General features: G+C 67.0%; 19 protein-coding genes and 1 tRNA gene. 11 read left to right on the forward strand and 9 right to left on the reverse strand.

Annotated elements, in window-relative coordinates; genetic code table 11:
- Nucleotides 1–34: 34 nt before the first annotated feature.
- A complete protein-coding gene (locus tag GONAM_RS04060; protein ID WP_006865505.1) occupies nt 35–1,276 on the reverse strand; it encodes a CaiB/BaiF CoA transferase family protein in 1,242 nt (413 codons plus the stop codon).
- Nucleotides 1,277–1,417: 141 nt separating this feature from the next.
- Between GONAM_RS04060 and GONAM_RS04065 the strand changes: the two genes are divergently transcribed.
- Nucleotides 1,418–3,202 carry a long-chain-acyl-CoA synthetase gene (locus GONAM_RS04065; protein WP_006865506.1) on the forward strand — a complete coding sequence of 595 codons (1,785 nt, stop codon included), beginning with the start codon at nt 1,418–1,420 and terminating at the stop codon, nt 3,200–3,202.
- Between the two features lie 25 nt (nt 3,203–3,227).
- Here the strand turns inward: GONAM_RS04065 and GONAM_RS04070 are convergent, their stop codons facing one another.
- Nucleotides 3,228–3,734, reverse strand: coding sequence for a hypothetical protein (locus tag GONAM_RS04070; RefSeq protein ID WP_006865507.1), 507 nt, complete (start codon nt 3,732–3,734; stop codon nt 3,228–3,230).
- A 59-nt stretch (nt 3,735–3,793) separates the two neighbouring features.
- Nucleotides 3,794–4,444 (reverse strand): alpha/beta fold hydrolase, encoded by a 651-nt coding sequence (locus tag GONAM_RS04075; protein WP_006865508.1) that lies wholly within the window; start codon nt 4,442–4,444, stop codon nt 3,794–3,796.
- A 144-nt stretch (nt 4,445–4,588) separates the two neighbouring features.
- On the opposite strand from GONAM_RS04075, the gene pgm reads away from it, so the two are divergent.
- Nucleotides 4,589–6,232 (forward strand): phosphoglucomutase (alpha-D-glucose-1,6-bisphosphate-dependent), encoded by a 1,644-nt coding sequence (gene pgm, locus GONAM_RS04080; RefSeq protein ID WP_006865509.1) that lies wholly within the window; start codon nt 4,589–4,591, stop codon nt 6,230–6,232.
- On the opposite strand, the gene GONAM_RS04085 is transcribed toward pgm, so the two are convergent.
- Nucleotides 6,233–6,931, reverse strand: a complete 699-nt coding sequence (locus tag GONAM_RS04085) for a VIT1/CCC1 transporter family protein (protein WP_051992472.1) — start codon at nt 6,929–6,931, stop codon at nt 6,233–6,235.
- 241 nt (nt 6,932–7,172) lie between these two features.
- On the opposite strand from GONAM_RS04085, the gene GONAM_RS04090 reads away from it, so the two are divergent.
- The 7 genes from GONAM_RS04090 to GONAM_RS04120 all read left to right on the forward strand — a co-directional run bounded on the left by GONAM_RS04090 (nt 7,173) and on the right by GONAM_RS04120 (nt 12,696).
- Nucleotides 7,173–7,922: a DsbA family protein gene (locus tag GONAM_RS04090; RefSeq protein ID WP_006865511.1), complete on the forward strand. Its 750-nt coding sequence runs from the start codon at nt 7,173–7,175 to the stop codon at nt 7,920–7,922.
- 111 nt (nt 7,923–8,033) lie between these two features.
- Nucleotides 8,034–8,106 (forward strand) — tRNA-Ala (locus GONAM_RS04095).
- 261 nt (nt 8,107–8,367) lie between these two features.
- Nucleotides 8,368–9,525, forward strand: coding sequence for an ABC transporter substrate-binding protein (locus GONAM_RS04100; protein WP_006865512.1), 1,158 nt, complete (start codon nt 8,368–8,370; stop codon nt 9,523–9,525).
- Entirely contained in the window at nt 9,506–10,570 is a 1,065-nt protein-coding gene (locus GONAM_RS04105) for a FecCD family ABC transporter permease (RefSeq protein ID WP_040535344.1), read from the forward strand. The genes GONAM_RS04100 and GONAM_RS04105 overlap by 20 nt, the downstream gene beginning before the upstream one ends.
- Complete coding sequence (locus GONAM_RS04110; protein WP_006865514.1) at nt 10,563–11,366, forward strand: ABC transporter ATP-binding protein; 804 nt, start codon at nt 10,563–10,565, stop codon at nt 11,364–11,366. The genes GONAM_RS04105 and GONAM_RS04110 overlap by 8 nt, the downstream gene beginning before the upstream one ends.
- Nucleotides 11,363–11,998: a hypothetical protein gene (locus GONAM_RS04115; RefSeq protein ID WP_006865515.1), complete on the forward strand. Its 636-nt coding sequence runs from the start codon at nt 11,363–11,365 to the stop codon at nt 11,996–11,998. Before GONAM_RS04110 ends, GONAM_RS04115 begins: the two co-directional genes overlap by 4 nt.
- Nucleotides 11,999–12,000: 2 nt before the next feature.
- Nucleotides 12,001–12,696 carry a hypothetical protein gene (locus GONAM_RS04120; protein ID WP_040535379.1) on the forward strand — a complete coding sequence of 232 codons (696 nt, stop codon included), beginning with the start codon at nt 12,001–12,003 and terminating at the stop codon, nt 12,694–12,696.
- A gap of 142 nt (nt 12,697–12,838) precedes the next feature.
- Here GONAM_RS04120 and GONAM_RS04125 read toward each other — a convergent pair whose 3' ends face one another.
- Complete coding sequence (locus GONAM_RS04125) at nt 12,839–13,645, reverse strand: DUF6159 family protein (RefSeq protein WP_006865517.1); 807 nt, start codon at nt 13,643–13,645, stop codon at nt 12,839–12,841.
- A gap of 179 nt (nt 13,646–13,824) precedes the next feature.
- Nucleotides 13,825–14,277, reverse strand: coding sequence for an anthrone oxygenase family protein (locus GONAM_RS04130; protein WP_006865518.1), 453 nt, complete (start codon nt 14,275–14,277; stop codon nt 13,825–13,827).
- Between the two features lie 89 nt (nt 14,278–14,366).
- Between GONAM_RS04130 and GONAM_RS04135 the strand changes: the two genes are divergently transcribed.
- On the forward strand, nt 14,367–14,930 hold the full coding sequence (locus tag GONAM_RS04135) for a TetR/AcrR family transcriptional regulator (protein WP_006865519.1): 564 nt from the start codon (nt 14,367–14,369) through the stop codon (nt 14,928–14,930).
- A gap of 28 nt (nt 14,931–14,958) precedes the next feature.
- On the opposite strand, the gene GONAM_RS04140 is transcribed toward GONAM_RS04135, so the two are convergent.
- Nucleotides 14,959–16,017, reverse strand: a complete 1,059-nt coding sequence (locus GONAM_RS04140) for an N-acetylmuramoyl-L-alanine amidase (RefSeq protein WP_006865520.1) — start codon at nt 16,015–16,017, stop codon at nt 14,959–14,961.
- Nucleotides 16,018–16,170: 153 nt separating this feature from the next.
- Between GONAM_RS04140 and GONAM_RS04145 the strand changes: the two genes are divergently transcribed.
- Nucleotides 16,171–16,593 (forward strand): NUDIX hydrolase, encoded by a 423-nt coding sequence (locus GONAM_RS04145; protein WP_006865521.1) that lies wholly within the window; start codon nt 16,171–16,173, stop codon nt 16,591–16,593.
- A gap of 84 nt (nt 16,594–16,677) precedes the next feature.
- Here the strand turns inward: GONAM_RS04145 and GONAM_RS04150 are convergent, their stop codons facing one another.
- Nucleotides 16,678–17,160: a hypothetical protein gene (locus GONAM_RS04150; protein ID WP_006865522.1), complete on the reverse strand. Its 483-nt coding sequence runs from the start codon at nt 17,158–17,160 to the stop codon at nt 16,678–16,680.
- Between the two features lie 69 nt (nt 17,161–17,229).
- The gene (locus GONAM_RS04155; protein ID WP_006865523.1) at nt 17,230–17,466 is read right to left on the reverse strand and encodes a hypothetical protein; all 237 of its coding nucleotides are present in this window, start codon (nt 17,464–17,466) and stop codon (nt 17,230–17,232) included.
- Between the last annotated feature and the right edge of the window lie 8 nt (nt 17,467–17,474).

Consider the following 17,474-nt stretch of genomic DNA (forward strand, 5'->3'; position numbering starts at 1 on the left):
GCGCATCTCAGGGGCGGATTTCAGCGGCGGCCGGTCAGATGACGCCCGACTCCCGGAGTTCGGTCAGGTCGTCGGCCGACAGTCCCAGCATCTCGCCGTAGACGGTCTCGTTGTCGTACCCCGGCGTGGGCGGGCCGGCGTTGCGGATGCCGCCGGGCGTCTCGCTGAACTGGGGGACGACGCCGGGTCCGAGGACGGTTCGCTGGGCGCCCTCGTCGTAGTGCTCGGCGATCATGCCGCGCGCCCGCAGGTGAGGGTCGGCGACCACCTCGGCAACTGTGTTGACCGGTCCCACAACCACTCCCGCGGCGCTCAGCACCTCGGTGAGTTTCTCGGCGGAGTACTGCGCCGACCATTCGCCGATCATCGCGTCGAGCTCGTCCTGGTTGCGACCGCGCGCGGTGTGGTCGGCGAACCGCTCGTCGGTGGCGAGTTCGGGCCGGCCCATCGCCTGGCAGAGGCGGGCGAACACCGAGTCCTGGTTGGCAGCGATGATGACGTGCGTCCCGTCGCTGGTGGGGTAAAGGTTCGACGGCGCGATGCCTTCGAGTCGGGTGCCCGAGGGTCCGCGCACCACGCCGCCCGCGTCGTAGTCGGCGATCGCCGATTCCTGCACGGCGACACAGGATTCGATGAGGGATGTGTCGACGACCTGGCCCTTGCCGGTCACCGTCCGGCGATACAGGGCAGCCAAAGCGCCTTGCGCAGCGAACATGCCGGCGAGGGTGTCGCCGATCGAAAGTGCCAGTCGCGGAGGCAATTGCCCGGGGTAGCCGTTGAGATACCTTAGGCCGCTTGCTGCTTCGGCGACGGATGCATAGCCGGCGCGCGTCGCATCCGGACCCGTCTGGCCGTAACCGGACACCCGCACGATGACGAGGCCGGGGTTGCGCTCCGACAGCACGTCCGGGCCGATGCCGAGACGTTCGAGCGTGCCGGGGCGGAAGTTCTCGACGACGACGTCGGCGCGATCGGCGAGCTGGAGGAAGATCTCGCGCCCGCGGTCGGAGCGCAGGTCGAGGGTGATCGCTTTCTTGTTGCGGGCGTGGACCGTCCAGTAGAAGCGGTGGCCGTCGACCTCGGCCTGACCCCAGGTGCGGATCGGATCGGGTTTGTTCGGCGGCTCGATCTTGATGATGTCAGCGCCCATGTCGCCGAGGAGTCGGGCGGCGTGCGGGCCCGCGATCAGGGTGCCCAGCTCGAGCACGGTGACGCCCTCGAGCGGTCCTGCCGGGGCTCCTTCTCGGTTCGGCGCGGCAACGGTGTTGTCGGTCATGGGAGACAGTGTGGCCGGTCACAGGTGCAACGCCAATACGAAGGGTCGGTTTACGGTTGGAACGAATCGAATCTTGCGTTCCATTGTCGCGCATCTCCGGCTATGGTGTGTGTCGTCGAACACATACTGGGGAGGCTTTGAATGGTTGATCACGCATCGGGGACCGGGCTCCTGCCCGACATCCGTCTCGCCGACATGGCGGCGGGCGTCGCGTCGCTGCGCAAGGACATCGGGACCGTTCTGCGTGTGCTGCCGGAGATGCTGCCCAAGCCGCCGACGACCAAGATGTCCATCGGCAAGCGCTTCCAGCAGTCCGTCGACAAGTACCCCGACCGCGACTTCCTGCGCTTCGAGGGCTCGTCGATCACCTACCGCGAGGCCAACGCCCGGGCCAACCGTCTCGCCGACTTCCTGACGCGCGAGGGCGTCGGCAAGGGCGATGTGGTGGCGGTGCTGTCGAAGAACCACCCCGACGTCGTGATCGCCATGCTCGGCATCGTCAAGATCGGCGCGATCTGCGGCATGATCAACTTCCACCAGCGCGGCGCAGTACTCGAGCACAGCCTGGGGCTCCTCGACGCCAAGGTCGTTCTGTACCAGGAGGATCTGGTCGAGGCCCTGGACTCGGTACCGCAGAGTGCGCGTCCGGCAAAGGAATTCACCTTCGAGAAGCTGCCGTCGCTGGTCGCGCCGTGCTCGCCGGTCAATCCGAAGGCCACTGAATCCGTCGAGGTCGGCTCGACGGCGATCCTGATCTTCACCTCGGGCACCACCGGATACCCCAAGGCCAGCAAGCTGAGTCACTACCGCTGGCTGGTCGCCATGAACGGCATCGGCGGTCTCGGGATCCGACTGCGCAGCGACGACGTGATGTACACGGCGCTGCCCTTCTACCACAACAACGCGCTCACGATCTCACTGTCGTCGGTGCTCAACTCCGGTGCCTGCCTCGCGATCGGCAAGCAGTTCTCGGCGTCCCGCTTCTTCGACGAGCTCATCGAGAACGATGCCACCGCGTTCAGCTACATCGGCGAGCTGTGCCGGTATCTCCTCGCGCAGCCGCCGAAGCCGACCGACCGCGCGCACCGCGTCCGGCTGGCCGTCGGCAACGGCTTGCGCCCCGACATCTGGGATGACTTCACCGGACGGTTCGGCATCGACCGCATCGTCGAGTTGTATGCGGCCAGCGAGGCGAACATCGGTTTCGTCAACGTCTTCGGGCTGTCGAAGACCGCGGGCTTCTCACCGTTGCCGTACATCGTCGTCGAGTACGACGAGGAGACCGGCGAACCGTTGCGCGGACCCGACGGCCGGGTGAAGAAGGTCGGCAAGGGCGGCACGGGACTGCTTCTCGCGCAGATCAACTCGCGTGTCCCCTTCGACGGTTACACCGATCCGAAGGCCACCGAGAAGAAGATCGTCCGCGACGCCCGCAAGAAGGGCGACCAGTGGTTCAACAGCGGCGACGTCGTCCGCGATCAGGGCTTCCACCACATCGGCTTCGTCGACCGCATCGGTGACACCTTCCGCTGGAAGGGCGAGAACGTCGCCACCACCGAGGTCGAGGCGGTCGTCGACGCACACGACTCGGTCGAGGAGGCCGTCGTCTTCGGTGTGCCGGTGCCCGGCGTCGACGGCAAGGCCGGCATGGCGGCGGTGAGTCTCCACGACGGTCAGGAGTTCGACGCCGCGGGCTTCGCCGCACATGTCCGCAAGGGACTCCCGAGTTACGCGGTGCCGCTGTTCGTCCGGATCGTCGACCAGCTCGAACACACGTCGACCTTCAAGAACATGCGCACCGAACTGCGCAAGCAGGCCTACTCCGAGACCGGCGACGATCCGATGTACGTGCTCTCGGGCGACACCTACGTCGAGTTCTATCCGGAGTACGTCGAGGAACTGTCCGGAGCCCGGCGACAGGGATAGGCGGTGGGCCGACGTGGTGGCGGTGTCAGCCGTTCACCACGTCGTAGACCGCCTCGGCCGGCGCGGCCAGGAGCCGATCCGCCATCTCCTGCTTGAGGTAGGTCAGGCGCGCCTCTCCTTCGGCGGTGCGCTCCGGTTGCCGGGCCAGCGCGATGAACTCGTCGGTCACGAACCCCTCGCGGATCTCCAGCCGAACCTTCCGATCGCGGTAGGACAGTTCGAAGACGTAGCGCTCGAGCGTCGCGCCACGATCGTTGCGCTCCAGTGCGGAGTCGACGGTGAAGCGGTTCTCGGTCACCGCACGGGTGACCATCTCGAAGGTGTCCCGTACGCCGGGGCCGGTATGTGCCGTGGCCACGACGATGTCACGACGCTCGACCGAGCCGGGTTCGCCGAGCTGGGGCAGAGCTCGCTCGAGGACCTTGAACGCGTGCGCGACGCCGCCCGGGAAGCCGGGGCCGTGGTATCGGGTCACGTCATCGATGCTGTAGGAGATCTGGGTTCCCTGATCGGTGACGGTTATCGCGTGCATGCGATGGACTCCTTCATGGTGCGGGCCATCGGGGGCCCGGTGATGTCAGCCTGCGGAGTCTACTTACGGTGCACAGCGGTCAAGCGCTCGCCCACGAAGTCGAGTGCGCTGCGCTGCCACAGGCCGATGTGGTCGAGCATCGCGTGGCCGCCGTCGGGGACGTTGACGAACTGGGCGTCGACGCCCTGCGCCGACAATTCGTCGATGCCCTTCCGCGTGCGCTTGGCGAAGGTGCGTTCGTCCGCGTCGCCGTGGACCGCCACCACGCGGGCGCCGGGGTGGATGTGTCGCCAATCGGCGTACTGCCACCAGGGGGCGAGAGCGAGAACACCGATGACCCGGCGGTCGGCGGCCAGCTGCGCGGCGACCCGGCCGCCCATCGAGTGGCCGATCGCGACGACGGGGACGCCGGGGTGGCGTCGGCACAACTCGTCGAGCGCTGCGCGCGCCGGGAGCATGGGGCTGTTCTCGTCGCCGTTCCAGCCGTAGACGCGGTACCGCACCTGGTGCACGCGCACGGCCCGTCCGTAGCGCAGTCGAAGCGACCACGTGAACGGGTACATGCGCATTGCCGAGCCCTGCCATGGACTGAACGGTTTGCGACTGTCGTCGGTGCCGCCGGGCAGCACCAGGACGAGAAGGCCCGCCGGGTCGCGCCGGGTCGAGAACAGGCCGGGGGAGAGCGGTCGCAGGGGACCTGGGTTCAACATGGTTCGGCAGGCCTCCAACGGCACGTCGACGATCGTCTCACCCTAGCGATTCGATTCCGGGACGAATTCGGACCGGTCTGCTGAGCCTCCGCCAATTGGTGTCGTCGGACGGGCGAATTCGGATCTTGATGGCAGAATCGCGATATGGCACATTCCCGCGCTGGAACATTGGCCCTGCCCGAAGACCTCGTCGACGTGGAGGCACTCGAGCGTGCCTATTACGACAACGTCCCCGATCCGTCGGACCCGTTGCAGCAGGTCGTGTTCGGGACCTCCGGCCACCGGGGCTCGAGTTTCGACACCGCATTCAACGAGGCGCATATTCTCGCGACGACGCAGGCCATCGTCGAATACCGGACCAGTGCGGGAATCACGGGTCCGCTGTTCATCGGTTTCGATACGCACGCTTTGTCCATTCCGGCGTGGCGGACCGCGCTCGAGGTTCTCGCGGCCAACGAGGTGTCGGTGTTGACCGCCGAGGACGACTCGTACACCCCGACCCCTGCGGTCAGTCGCGCGATCCTGACGTTCAACAAGGAGAACCCCGGTGTGCTCTCCGACGGCATCGTGGTGACGCCGTCGCACAACCCACCTCGCGACGGCGGGTTCAAGTACAACCCGCCGACCGGTGGTCCGGCCGACACCACCATCACCTCGGTCATCGCCGCCCGCGCCAACGAACTGCTCGCGGCGAAGCTCGACGGCGTGAAGCGGATTCCGTTCGAACGGGCCCGAGCCAGTGAGTTCGTCCGGGACTACTCGTTCCTGCTCGATTACATCGAAGGTCTCGGCGACGTCGTCGACATGACGGCCATCCGCGACGCCGGCATCCACATCGGCGCCGACCCGCTCGGCGGTGCGTCGGTTGGGTACTGGGCCCACCTCGGGCTGCGCTACAACCTCGAACACCTCACCGTCGTCAACCCGACCGTCGACCCGACGTTCTCGTTCATGACGCTCGACACCGACGGCAAGATCCGGATGGACTGCTCGTCGTCGAACGCGATGGCGTCGCTGATCTCGGCGCGCGACTCCTTCGACATCGCGACCGGGAACGACGCCGACTCCGACCGCCACGGGATCGTCACGCCCGACGCCGGCCTGATGAATCCGAACCACTACCTCGCGGTGGCCATCGACTACCTGTTCACCCATCGTCCGCAGTGGTCGGAGCAGGCGGCGGTCGGCAAGACGTTGGTGTCGTCGTCACTGATCGACCGGGTGGTCGCCGGGATCGGCCGGCCGCTGCTGGAGGTCCCCGTCGGTTTCAAATGGTTCGTCGACGGACTGCTCTCCGGACGTGTCGCCTTCGGCGGCGAGGAGAGCGCCGGCGCGTCGTTCCTGATGTTCGACGGCACGCCGTGGTCGACCGACAAGGACGGCATCATCATGGCGCTGCTCGCCTCGGAGATCCTGGCCGTCACCGGCAAGACGCCGTCGCAGCGGTACGCCGAACTCGCCGAGCAGTACGGGGAGACCTCTTACGCCCGGATCGACGCGCCCGCGTCACGCGAGCAGAAGGCGGTGCTGTCGAAGCTGTCGCCGGAGCAGGTGAAGGCCACCGAACTCGCCGGTGAACCGATCTCCGCGATCATGACGACCGCCCCCGGCAACGGGGCGGCGATCGGCGGTCTGAAGGTCACCACCGAGAATGCGTGGTTCGCCGCGCGGCCGTCGGGAACCGAGGACGTCTACAAGATCTACGCCGAATCCTTCAAGGGCCCTGAGCATCTCGCGCAGGTTCAGAAGGAGGCGCAGCAGGTCGTCGACACCGCGCTCGGGAGCTGATCAGCCGCCCGCGGGGATGCCGATCGCCAGGCCCACCAGATAGGTGGCGCCGGCGGCGATCACGCCGAAGCACAGCTGACGTAGCGCGCCCCGGGCAATCGGATGACGGGTGACGTAGGCGGCGACGCCTCCGGCGATGAGGAGTCCGACGGCGCCCACCGACAGGCCGAGGAGCAGCGAAGAGAACCCGAGCAGGTACGGGATCAGCGGGACGACGCCGCCGATGCCGAACATCACGAACGACGAGATCGCCGCCACCCACGGAGAGGGCTTGTCCGACGGGGCGACGCCGAGTTCCTGGGTGATGTGGACGTCGACCGCACCTTCGGGGTCCTGGTGGATCTCGTGCGCCGCGGTGGTCGCGGTCTCCTCGGTCATGCCCATCTCGGTGAACATCTCGATGAGTTCGTGGATCTCCCCGCCGGGGTTCTTCTCGATCTCGGAGCGTTCGACCTCCACCTCGGCATCGAGCTGCTCGTTCTGCGTCGACACCGAGGTGAACTCGCCGAGCGCCATCGAGAACGCGCCGGCGATCAGTCCGGCGACGCCCGACAGGATGATCGTGTGTGCACTGGCACCTGCGCCACCGACGCCGGCGACGAGGCTGATGTTGGTGACCAAGCCGTCCATCGCGCCGAAGGTCGCGGCGCGGACCTGGCCGCCCGAGACGTCCGGGTGCTCGTGGCTGATCGGGTTCATTTCCTCGTCGACCTCGCTGTTGGTCACCCGGTGAGCGTAACGACGTATGTGGCGGGTCGCCGGGCGAGCCGTCCCTTCGCCGATCGACCGTCCCCTCGCCGAACGACCGTCCCTTCGCCGATCGACCGTCCCTTCGCCGATCGAGCCGTGTCGAGATCATTCACGAAAGCGGCACGTATTCGGTGCGCTTCGGGCGCATCTACTCAGCCGATTATCAGTGCCGCGCGGATAAAGTCGTTACGTGAGCGAAAAGCGTAAGTCGGGAGCCTCCGTGCCCCGCGCCACCACATCGAAGTATCAGCCGAGCGCACCGTCGAGCACGATGACCTACGTCCTCGGAGGTATCGCGATCCTGGTGATCGCGGGCCTGGTCATCGGCGGGATCTGGTGGAGCGGTCGCGACAAGGGGACCGCGGACCAGTCTGCGCTCGCGGCGAGTTCGACGATGATCGTCGGACCGGAGAACGCGCCGCTGATCGACGTCTTCGAGGACCCGCTGTGCCCGGTGTGCAAGATGTTCGAGCAGCAGTCGGGTCCCGCGATCACCGCCGCGGTCACCGAGGGCAAGCTGCGGGTTCGCTATCACACGCTCAACTTCCTGAACTCGCGGTCGGCGACCGGTGACTACAGTTCCCGTGCCGCGGGCGCGCTGACCTGTGTGGCGCAGGAGCAGAACACCGACCTGTTCCTCCGGTTCCACAGCGCGCTGTTCGGCGCCCAGCCGGCGGAGGACGGCACCGGCAACATCACCAGCCCCGAATTGGCGCGCCTGGCGACCTCGCAGGGTGCGACACCCGCGACCGCCAAGTGCATCACCGACAACGAGAAGGTCGCGCAGGCGGAAGCGAACGCCGCCACGTCGAGCGACGAACTCAAGAAGGCCGCCGGCCAGGTGGGCACCCCGAGCGTGCTCCACGACGGCAAGCCCGTCGACGGACTGCTCGACGGCACCGGCTGGCTCGACGGGATTCTGGGCGCCGGCAAGTCGTGATCCGAGGGGGACCGGGCCCGGCAAAGGGCCCGGTTCCTGCGGATTTGGTCGCCGTCGAGGCAGTGGTGTAACTTTCACAGTGCCCTTGAACAGGGCGGAACAAAAAAATACGGGGCTATGGCGCAGCTGGTAGCGCACCACACTGGCAGTGTGGGGGTCAGGGGTTCGAGTCCCCTTAGCTCCACTCCACAAAAGGGTGGGTCAGACTTTCGGGTCTGACCCACCCTTTGCTTGTTGTCCTGCGCCCGTTGCGGGTCCCCTTCGCGCACACCATATCTGCACGGAATTCGCCACCCTGTGCCCAGAATTGTCGGCACAGAATCACCACTGAAGCAAGGCTAGCCTTGGTTAGTATAAGCTCCCCTAATTGTCGAAGATGTCCGTTCCGATGACGCGAGGCGCTGATCAGCGCATCGCGTCGCCGCCTGCTTGTCCTGGAGTCCAGATGGCTGCCCGCCCCCGTCCGTCCGCCCCTGCCGCACACCTCTCGCGCCGCGACCTCATGCGCTCGATGGGAGTTGCCGCGCTTGCCCTGGGGGCGTTGGGTGTCACTGCGTGCTCGACCCGCGAAGCAGTCTCCGAGACCGCCGGCACCGGCGCCGCGGGCGGTCCGATCACCGTCGTCGACCAGTATCAGAACACGGTCACCTTCGACACCCCGGTCGGTCGTATCGCGTCGACGATCATCCCGGTTCCGTCGATGATCATCGGTTCGGATCAGTCCACCGCCCGCAACGTCGGCGTCAACGAGGTCGCGATCTCGATGGCGTCCAAGGGCATGCTGGGCACGATGTTCCCGGCGTTCCTGGACACCCCGGTGGTCGCCGGCAACGACTTCGTGCCCAACGTCGAGCACATCCTGAGCCTCAACCCCGACGTCGTGATCCAGTGGGGCGACAAGGGCGACGACATCGTCGCGCCGCTGCGTAACGCCGGGCTGAAGGTGCTGCTGCTCAAGTACGGCACCCAGGAGGACCTCGAGGCGTGGATCTCGATCTTCGGGGAACTGCTCGGCAAGAAGTCGCAGGCCGACGCGGTCCTCGCGACGATGGCCGCCGACCGCAAGGTCGTCGAGAAGGCCGCCGCGGCTCACGCTTCCGCAGCCCCCCGCGTGCTGTACATGTACAACGCTCCCGAGATCAAGGTCGGCGCAGACAACAGCTACATGGACTTCTGGATTCGACTGGCCGGTGGCAAGAATGTCGCCTCGGGTGCGGGCAAGGGTTCGAGCTTCGGCGTCACCCGAGAGCAGGTCCTGGGCTGGGATCCGGAGATCGTGATCCTCGGCAACTTCGAGCCCACGACCCCCGCCGACATGTACGGCGATCCCCGCTGGTCGTCGCTGTCGGCGGTCAAGAACAAGCGGGTCTACCAGGCTCCGATCGGCGGATTCTCCTGGGACCCGCCGTGCTACGAATCCAATCTGATGTGGATGTGGGCCAACTCGGTCTTCTTCCCCGACGTCGACCACGAACTGCGCGGGCGCATCCGGGAGACCTACCGGACGCTGTACGCCTACGACGTGACCGACGCCGACATCGATCGCATCCTGCAGATGCCGGACAACGCGGGCAGCGCGGACTATGACGACTTCCGTGCATGAGCTCGTCGCCGAGCCGGAGAAGACGCGCACGTCGACGCGCATCGTGGTGCCGCTGGTCCTGACCGTCGGCATCGTCGCGGTGGGCCTGATCTCGTTGTCGGTGGGTCGCTACACCGTGCCGGTCAACGAGGTCGCCCGCATCCTCGTCAACGAGGTGATCGCGCTGCCCCGCACCTGGACCGAGGCGGAGGCCAACGTGGTTCTGGGCGTTCGTCTTCCGCGCGTCCTGCTCGCCATGCTCGTCGGCGGTGGCCTGGCCCTCGGCGGCGCGGCCCTGCAGGCGGCGTTCCGAAATCCACTGGTGAGCCCGCAGATCCTCGGGGTGTCCTCCGGGGCGTCGTTCGGCGGTGTGCTGGCGCTCATTTTCGGGCTGGGGTCGGCCTTCCTCGTCGGTGGTGCGTTCCTGTTCGGACTGGTCGCGCTCGGCATGGTGCTGCTGATCGGGCGCACCCGGGCGGGCGGACCGATCCTCACCATCGTGCTCGGCGGCGTGGTCACGAGCGCCTTCTTCTCGGCACTGGTCTCGTTCATCACCTACGTCGCCGACCCGTACACGACGCTGCCGTCGATCGTGTTCTGGCTCATGGGTTCTCTGGCCACCGCAGACATGGGGAAGGTGCTGATCGCCGCCATCCCGATCCTCATCGGTTCGACGGTGTTGATCGGTTTGCGCTGGCGGATCAACATCCTCTCGCTCGGCGACGACGACGCCACCGCGCTCGGACTGAATCCGGGACGGTTGCGAGCGGTGTTGCTGACGATGGTGGCGTTCATGACGGCCGGTGCCGTCGCCGTGTCGGGGGTGATCGGCTGGGTCGGCCTCGTCGTCCCGCACATGGCCCGGCTGTGGGTCGGACCCGACCACCGGATCTCGATGCCGACGACGTTTGTCCTCGGCGCCGCGTACCTGACGATCATCGACACGTTGTCGCGCACCATCAGCGCCGGCGAGATCCCGCTGGGTATCCTGACCGCGATCATCGGTGCCCCGGTCTTCGTTCTGCTCCTGAGCAATTCACGCAGACAGGCATTCATTGATGGTTGATCACACCGCCCTCGAATTACGGGACGCCGGCTTCCACTACCCGCGCTGCGACTGGGTGTTCCGGAACGCCAGTCTGCGCATCGACGGAGGAATCACCTCCATCCTCGGCCCCAACGGGCAGGGCAAGACCACGCTGCTGCGCTGTATCGCCGGACTGACCCGGTTGTCCGAGGGGTCGGTCACCCATGACGCCGCGATCGGCTATGTCCCGCAGGCGAGTGCGTCGAACTTCGCCTACTCGGTGTTCGACATGGTCCTGATGGGGCGGGCCAAGAAGGTGTCGGCGTTCGCCACTCCCAGTCGTGCCGACGTCGCCCGCACCCGCGAGATCCTCGAGCGGGTCGGGATCGCCGACCTGGCGACGCGCAGCTTCGCGGCGCTGTCCGGTGGACAGCGCCAGCTGGTGCTGATCGCACGAGCGCTGGTGTCGGACTGCAACTTCCTGATCCTCGACGAACCGGTCTCGGCCCTGGACCTGCGGAACCAGGCCCGCGTGCTCGAGCTGCTGCGCGACCTGGCGGCCGACGGGATGGGCATCCTGCTCACGACCCATCACCCCGACCACGTCCTGCACCTCGGCGGGCGCGCCGTGGTGATGCGTTCGGTCGACGACATCCGAGTCGGCGCCGTCGCCGAACTCGTCACCGACGATGTGCTCAGCGAGCTGTACGGAATCGACGTGGTCAGCACGACCGTCGACGATCGCGGCGGGCCCCGCACCGTTCTCTACACCCGTTATGACACGTTCGCGGACACAGCCCCCGCGGCACCATCCCTACAGAAAGTATCTCGATGAGTACCGATCCGACTGCACCGCAGTCACTTCCACCCGTTCTGCATCTGACGATGGGGTCGAATGCCGGTATGTCCGGCGGCACCGAAGTCTCTGACCAGGTCACTCCCGTCGACCTGTACTCGCTCGACGAGTTGGATCTGAGCACCGTCCGCGGCCTGCTGATCAACGGCAACTGCGACCAGATCTTCCTCGAACGCCGTCGTGACCTGCTCACCGACTTCGTCACCGCGGGGGGCCGGGTCGCGATCATGGGGCATCCCCTGACCGATTTCCTGCCCGGTCTGGGCAAGTGGCGCAAGCTGCAGTACTTCGGCCCCAAGGACCTCGCGATCGTCTCCGGTGAGGCCCATCCGGTGTGGGAGGGAGTTGATCCGGCCGACGTAAGCTTCCGGCGCGGGGTATCCGGTTTCTACGCCCGCGGTTACAGTGACAAGCTGCCGGAGGGCGCGGTCGTGGCAAATCGCATCGGCCGCAACGCACTTCCGGTCGACTACGTGTATCCGCTCGGCGCCGGTCAGGTGCTCGTCCATGGCGGTCTCGATGTCGGTGTCTACCAGGAGGACCCGAACACCTCCGCCCGAATCTTCCCCCAGCTGCTCACGTGGCTCGCCCAGCAGGAGGCCCAGGTATGACCATGACCACGACCACCGATCCCGTCGCCGAACCCTTCGCGCGTACCGACCGCGCTCCGCGCTCGCGTCGGCGCCTCGCCTTCGTTCACGGCGGCTCACACTTCCACCTGCAGACGCTCAAGGACCCGGCGGTGATCGCCCATCAGCCCGAGTTCGTCTACCTCGGTGACCTCGCCGACGGCGATCTCGACGCGTTCGACACCGTCGTGCTCGCCGACCGGCTCCATCCCGAACTGGTCCGCAAGCACACCGCGCAGCTCCTCGCGGTACCGCAACGTGGGGGGACGCTCGTCGTGCTCGGTGAGAACGCCGCGCACACCTGGCTTCCGGGCGTCTCGTGGAGTCCGCGTCCCACCAACTTCTGGTGGTGGCTCGAGGGTTCGGATCCGTTGATCCGTACGCGCAACCCCGAGCACGAGGCGTGGGAGTACCTGTCCACCAAGTCCGTGATCTGGCATCACCACGGGTTGCTGCACACCGAGGCCGACGTCGTGCCGCTCGTGGTCGCGGAAGAACCCGACGAGACCGGTGCCCGCGCGGACGCCGGCGCAATCCTCTACGAGGACACCGTCAGCACGCCGGGCCGGATCATCGCCACCACCCTGGACCCCACCTACCACCACGGCAACAACTTCATGCCCGGCTCGACGCGGTTCCTGTACTCGCTCCTGCGGTGGCTGGACAACACCGGTAGCTGATCGGCCCCAATGTGTCAGGAAGGCCGACCAGCCTTGTGACAGAGGTTGATTCGCGATGCGTGAGGCGACGGTCTGCGACCGACGCGTGGTTCCACCGACAACACCCCCTCCTCGCAGGGGGTGTTGTCGTTGTGGGCTGCGACTACGCCGTAGCGCTGCGTCGGGTGCGAACCAACCGGCTACCGTCGATCCCGCCGAACGCCTCAGGCATCCGACGGTCGACCAGGTAGTGGTGGAGCACGGTCTGGTAGATGCCCTTGAGGGCGGATGCGATGACGGCGCCCGCGGCGATGAACAGAATCCCGATCAGCGCGACGACGACGATCATCGCGCCGTCGAGCTCGGTGAGGGCCAACCAGATCAGGACCGCGCCGGGCACAGCCGGTACAAGCGAGATCAGCCCGGTGCTCGCGACGCCGAGAATGTTGCGGCCCCAGACCTCCCGGAACGCTTCTCTGGCGCGCCGCACGGCGCCGGGCACGGACTCGTCCTCGAGGACCATCATCGGCAAGACTTGGAAGGAAGTCACGTTCCAGGCCATGTCGAGCACGATGTTGAGTTGCGGCAGACGACGTTCGGCGACGTCCAGCAGGTAAGACACGGTTGCGACGATCGCCGCCCACGGGGCCAGACGCACCCCGGCTCGCGTGGCCCGAGCGATACCGCCTGCGACGCTCGGGTCGCCGCCGTCGAGAGTGACGTCCGCCTGTGAGATGAGCGCCGCCTGCCAGAAGGTGAGCACGTACGCCCCGAGGAAGTAGAAGACCGCGACCACGATGATCAACCCTGCGGTGGAGTCCCGCAGTGCCGGAATGCTGACGACCAAGACGCCCAACGCGATGGTGAGAATGCCCAGGGTGCAACCGGACAGCACCGGGAACATCGTCAGTTCCTTGCGGGATCGCAAGATACGCGCCGATGCCTTCAGGATCTCCCACGAGGATGCCACGCCGTTCCTTTCGGTAGCCGATGGCCGGTGTGACGGCCCAGAGCACAGTAACAATCGCTTCGGGCAAATCGGGCATGGCGAGTGGTGGGCGCGTCAGGCGATCGTCGGGCACCGGCGCCGCGATCGATCTCATGCGCCACGACGGACGGGTCCCGTGGTAGTCGCCCGATCTCTCGCACTCACAAAGCCACTGCGGCGATCGCGACGAGGGTGAAGGCCGCCACGATGACCGCGACCCGGATGTAGTGGAGGTTGTCCCAGCGCCGCGTCTGCTCTCGCCAGTCCTCCGGGTACGAGTCGGCGGTCCAGTTCTTGGACCGGTTGTTGATCGGAACGAGCAGTGTGATCGACATGACCACGCTGACCGCGAGCAGCGCCGCTGCCACGAGGGCCGCGGTCGACGTCGTCGTGCCCCACGTCGTCGCGGCGAGCGCGCCGGCGAGGATCAGTGAGCCGAAGTACCAGAACGGCATCGCCCGACCCATCATGCGGGCTCCGTGCGATCTGGCGGCCATCGAGGCGGGGGCGGGCAGCGCCAGGGTGATCGGGTTGATCACAAAGGCGACCGAGAGTTCCACGCCGACCATCAGTCCGACGACGACGGTGGTGACCACGGAGAGAACAGGGGACATGACGACTCCATTTCTAGCGGCACTAGAAGTTCTAGTAATGCTAGACTAGGCCGGGTCGCGAGCGAACGCAACGGAATGGAGGAGATCCGATGGCCGAACAGACGGCGCGGCAGAAGCGCTATGAGGAACGGCGTCGTGCGATTCTCGAGGCCGCGCGGCGTCGTGCTGACGCGGAGGGCTGGTCGTCGGTCACCACGAGGCATCTCGCCGAGGCCATCGGATACTCGCAGCCGGTGCTCTACGGCCACTTCCCAGGAGGCAAGTCGGAGATCATGCTCGCCGTCGCGCTCGAGGGTTTCGTCGAGCTGACGCGGCAGTGTCGTGCGGCGGCGAGCGATGGTGGCGCAGGGGGTCGCGTCGAGTCGGTTGCCAACGCCTATCTCGACTTCGCGCGTTCCCACCCCGCCGTGTACGAAGCGATGTTCCAGCAGGCCATCGACGCCGAGTTCGCCAGCGACGAGACGCCCGCGGATCTACGGGCGGGGTTCGATGTTCTCGCCGAAACCATCGGGGACGACGACCGCGGCGGTGCGACGGAGACCTTCTGGGCTGCCCTGCACGGCATTCATCTGCTCGAACGTGCCGGGCGGATGCGTCCAGAGAACCGGGCAGCCCGTGTGGCAGAACTGAATTCGCGGTTCTCGAAACGGTAGTCCAGGCGGACGTGCGCGTCGGCTGTGTTCACATCGCGTCGCTGCCGCGGTTGATCTCCTTCACGGCACCGGACGGGTCCCACTGCAGGCGCCCGTTCTCGAAGTCCTGCGCGAGACCGCCGGTGCCGTTGTCGTACTCGTCGGAGATCGGCCAGCCGAGAAGGCCGGTCTCGTAACCCTCCGCCGCCCAGCGTTTGCCGATGACACCCCGCACCGGGAAGCCGTCGTATCCATAGCGGCGGTAGAGGGTGCCGCCCTCGAACGCCTGGATGTCGCCGACGCCGGGAACGACGGTGTGGCGCAGGGTCGGGTAGCCGAGAAAGCCGGACTCGAATCCGTACTGCGCGTAGGTCTTCATCAGATGCGCCGGAACGGCCGTCGCTTCGCCGTTGCGCACATACGGGTGCCAGTAGATCGTGCCGTTGGCGAACCGGGCGAAGCGTCCGACGCCGTCCGCGGTCGGCAGTTCGCCGGGTGTGAGCCTGGCACCGATCCAGGCCCGGGCCACCAGGGCTTCGGCGTCGATCTCGTTCTCCACGGGTGCCGGCGGGCTGCCGGCGATGAGGCGGGCGACCTCCGCACGGAACGACACCATGTCGAAATTCGGGTCGATCTTGCCCTCCGACGACCACTCCTTGTGACCGACGCAATCCGACGCGGGTCCGCCGAGTCGACGGAGGATCGCTGCACAGCCACGCCGGTAGGCATTCATCTGCGCCGCCGGCCAGACCTGACCCACGCCGTTGTTCACGCCCTCGATCCCGATCACGTGCCAGTTCGCGTTGTCGGTCGGCCATCCGGGATGGGAGCCGGCCCCGGCATGCCACGCCACCCCGGCCGCGATCACCCGGTAGGTCCCGTCGCGTTCGAGGACGAGCTGCGCGAGTGGCCCCGGCAGGCCGGGCCGACCGTCCTGCACGACCCGCCAGTCGTTGGGACCACCACCGGCGGTGTGGTGGCACATCACCCCGCGCAGGTCGCGGAAATCCCCGTGGCCGCGGCCACGCCACCCGGCGTGTTCGATGACGGCCAGGCCCTCGGCGCGCAGTACGTCGGCCAGCCAGATCGGGTCGCCGGTCCATGCCACCGTGGTCGCCTCCCTCGTGTGCCTACTCTGCGTCACTGCTCCGAAAGTCCGCCCTGTCAAAGAGTTTCGATGATTCGAGCCTACGCCCGACGTCGCCGGTAACTCGGCCCTCGAGCGTGACCGCCGATTCGCCCGGTAGGTGCGGACACTAAGGTGGGTTGCGTGGTCGATTCAGCTGTCATCCGGGTGAGTGCGGTGGTCCTGCGGGATTCCGCCGGCGCGGTCCTGACCGTGCGCAAGCGCGGCACCGCGCGATTCATGTTCCCCGGAGGCAAGCCCGAGCCCGGCGAGACCGCGCTGCAGACGGCGATCCGCGAATGCCGAGAGGAACTGCACCTCGAACTCGACCCGTCGGAGCTGCAGTCGCGTGGCGTCTACCGGGCGGTCGCCGCGAACGAAGACGGGTTCGACGTGGAGGCAGCGGTCTTCGTCTCCACGACGGTGCTCGACCGGGACGCGCGGACGCTGAACCCCGCCGCCGAGATCGCCGAACTGCGCTGGCAACCACTCGACGGTTCGGCGTTCCCGCCGGACCTCGCGCCGCTCACCGAATGCGTACTGCCCGAGTTGGTCTGAGGCCTACGGACAGGATTGCCGGCGGTCCGAAGACGCGCTGCTCACGGCCAGCGGTTCTGCGGTTGAACCCGCGATTCTGCGGCGTCACGGGCCGTCGACCCAGAACTGGCCGCCGCACATGATCGCCTTGCCGGACGGGTCCTGGGCGACCTTGTCGACAGCAGGGTCGCAGGGTTCCCCGAGGTTGTGGACTGACCCGTCGTTGTCGGCGTGCTGCACCCACCTGAAGCCCCCGTCCGCGCCCATGTAGTTGCACACGAGGCTCGTTCCGTCGGCTGCGGTACCAAACGAACGTGCCTCCGATTCGAAACACGGACCACCCTCGTAGGGCGTCGACCCGGTCGGCTCCGGCTGGGTGGTGACCGGGGGAGGCGTCACCGGCGCGGGTTGAGGCGCCGGTACTTCGGCCGGGCTGCTCGTGACGGTCACGGTGACCGGAGCAGCGTCGGCGTCACTGTCGCGGTCACGGGTGAAGGTGTACGTGGCGAGCACGACGAACACGGCCACGAGGAGCGTCGCGATTCCGGCGAGAACCCAGATGATCTGCCGGCTGCGGTCTTGTTGCATGCCGCAGACGTTAGTCGCAGGACGGCGCCGAGTGTCCCGCGGAACGTTCGACGCCGCCTTCGACTGACGTCATCCGCGGCGCTTGCGGCCCCACAGCAGGTAGATCGCCGGTCCGATACCGGCGGTCGAACCGATCGACAGGCCGATCGCCCAGGCACGCTTGGGCCCGTTGATCTCCTCGGGGCGGCGTCCGGCGAGATCTCGCAGGGCCCACACCCGGGTGCCCGCGTCGACGGCCGCGACCGCCACGATGGCGGCTTTTGCGTTGGGGGATAGCTCTTTCCAGCTCTTCTTCGGCTTGCTCATGGACGAGG

This window comes from Gordonia namibiensis NBRC 108229 (assembly GCF_000298235.1).
GTDB lineage: Bacteria > Actinomycetota > Actinomycetes > Mycobacteriales > Mycobacteriaceae > Gordonia > Gordonia namibiensis.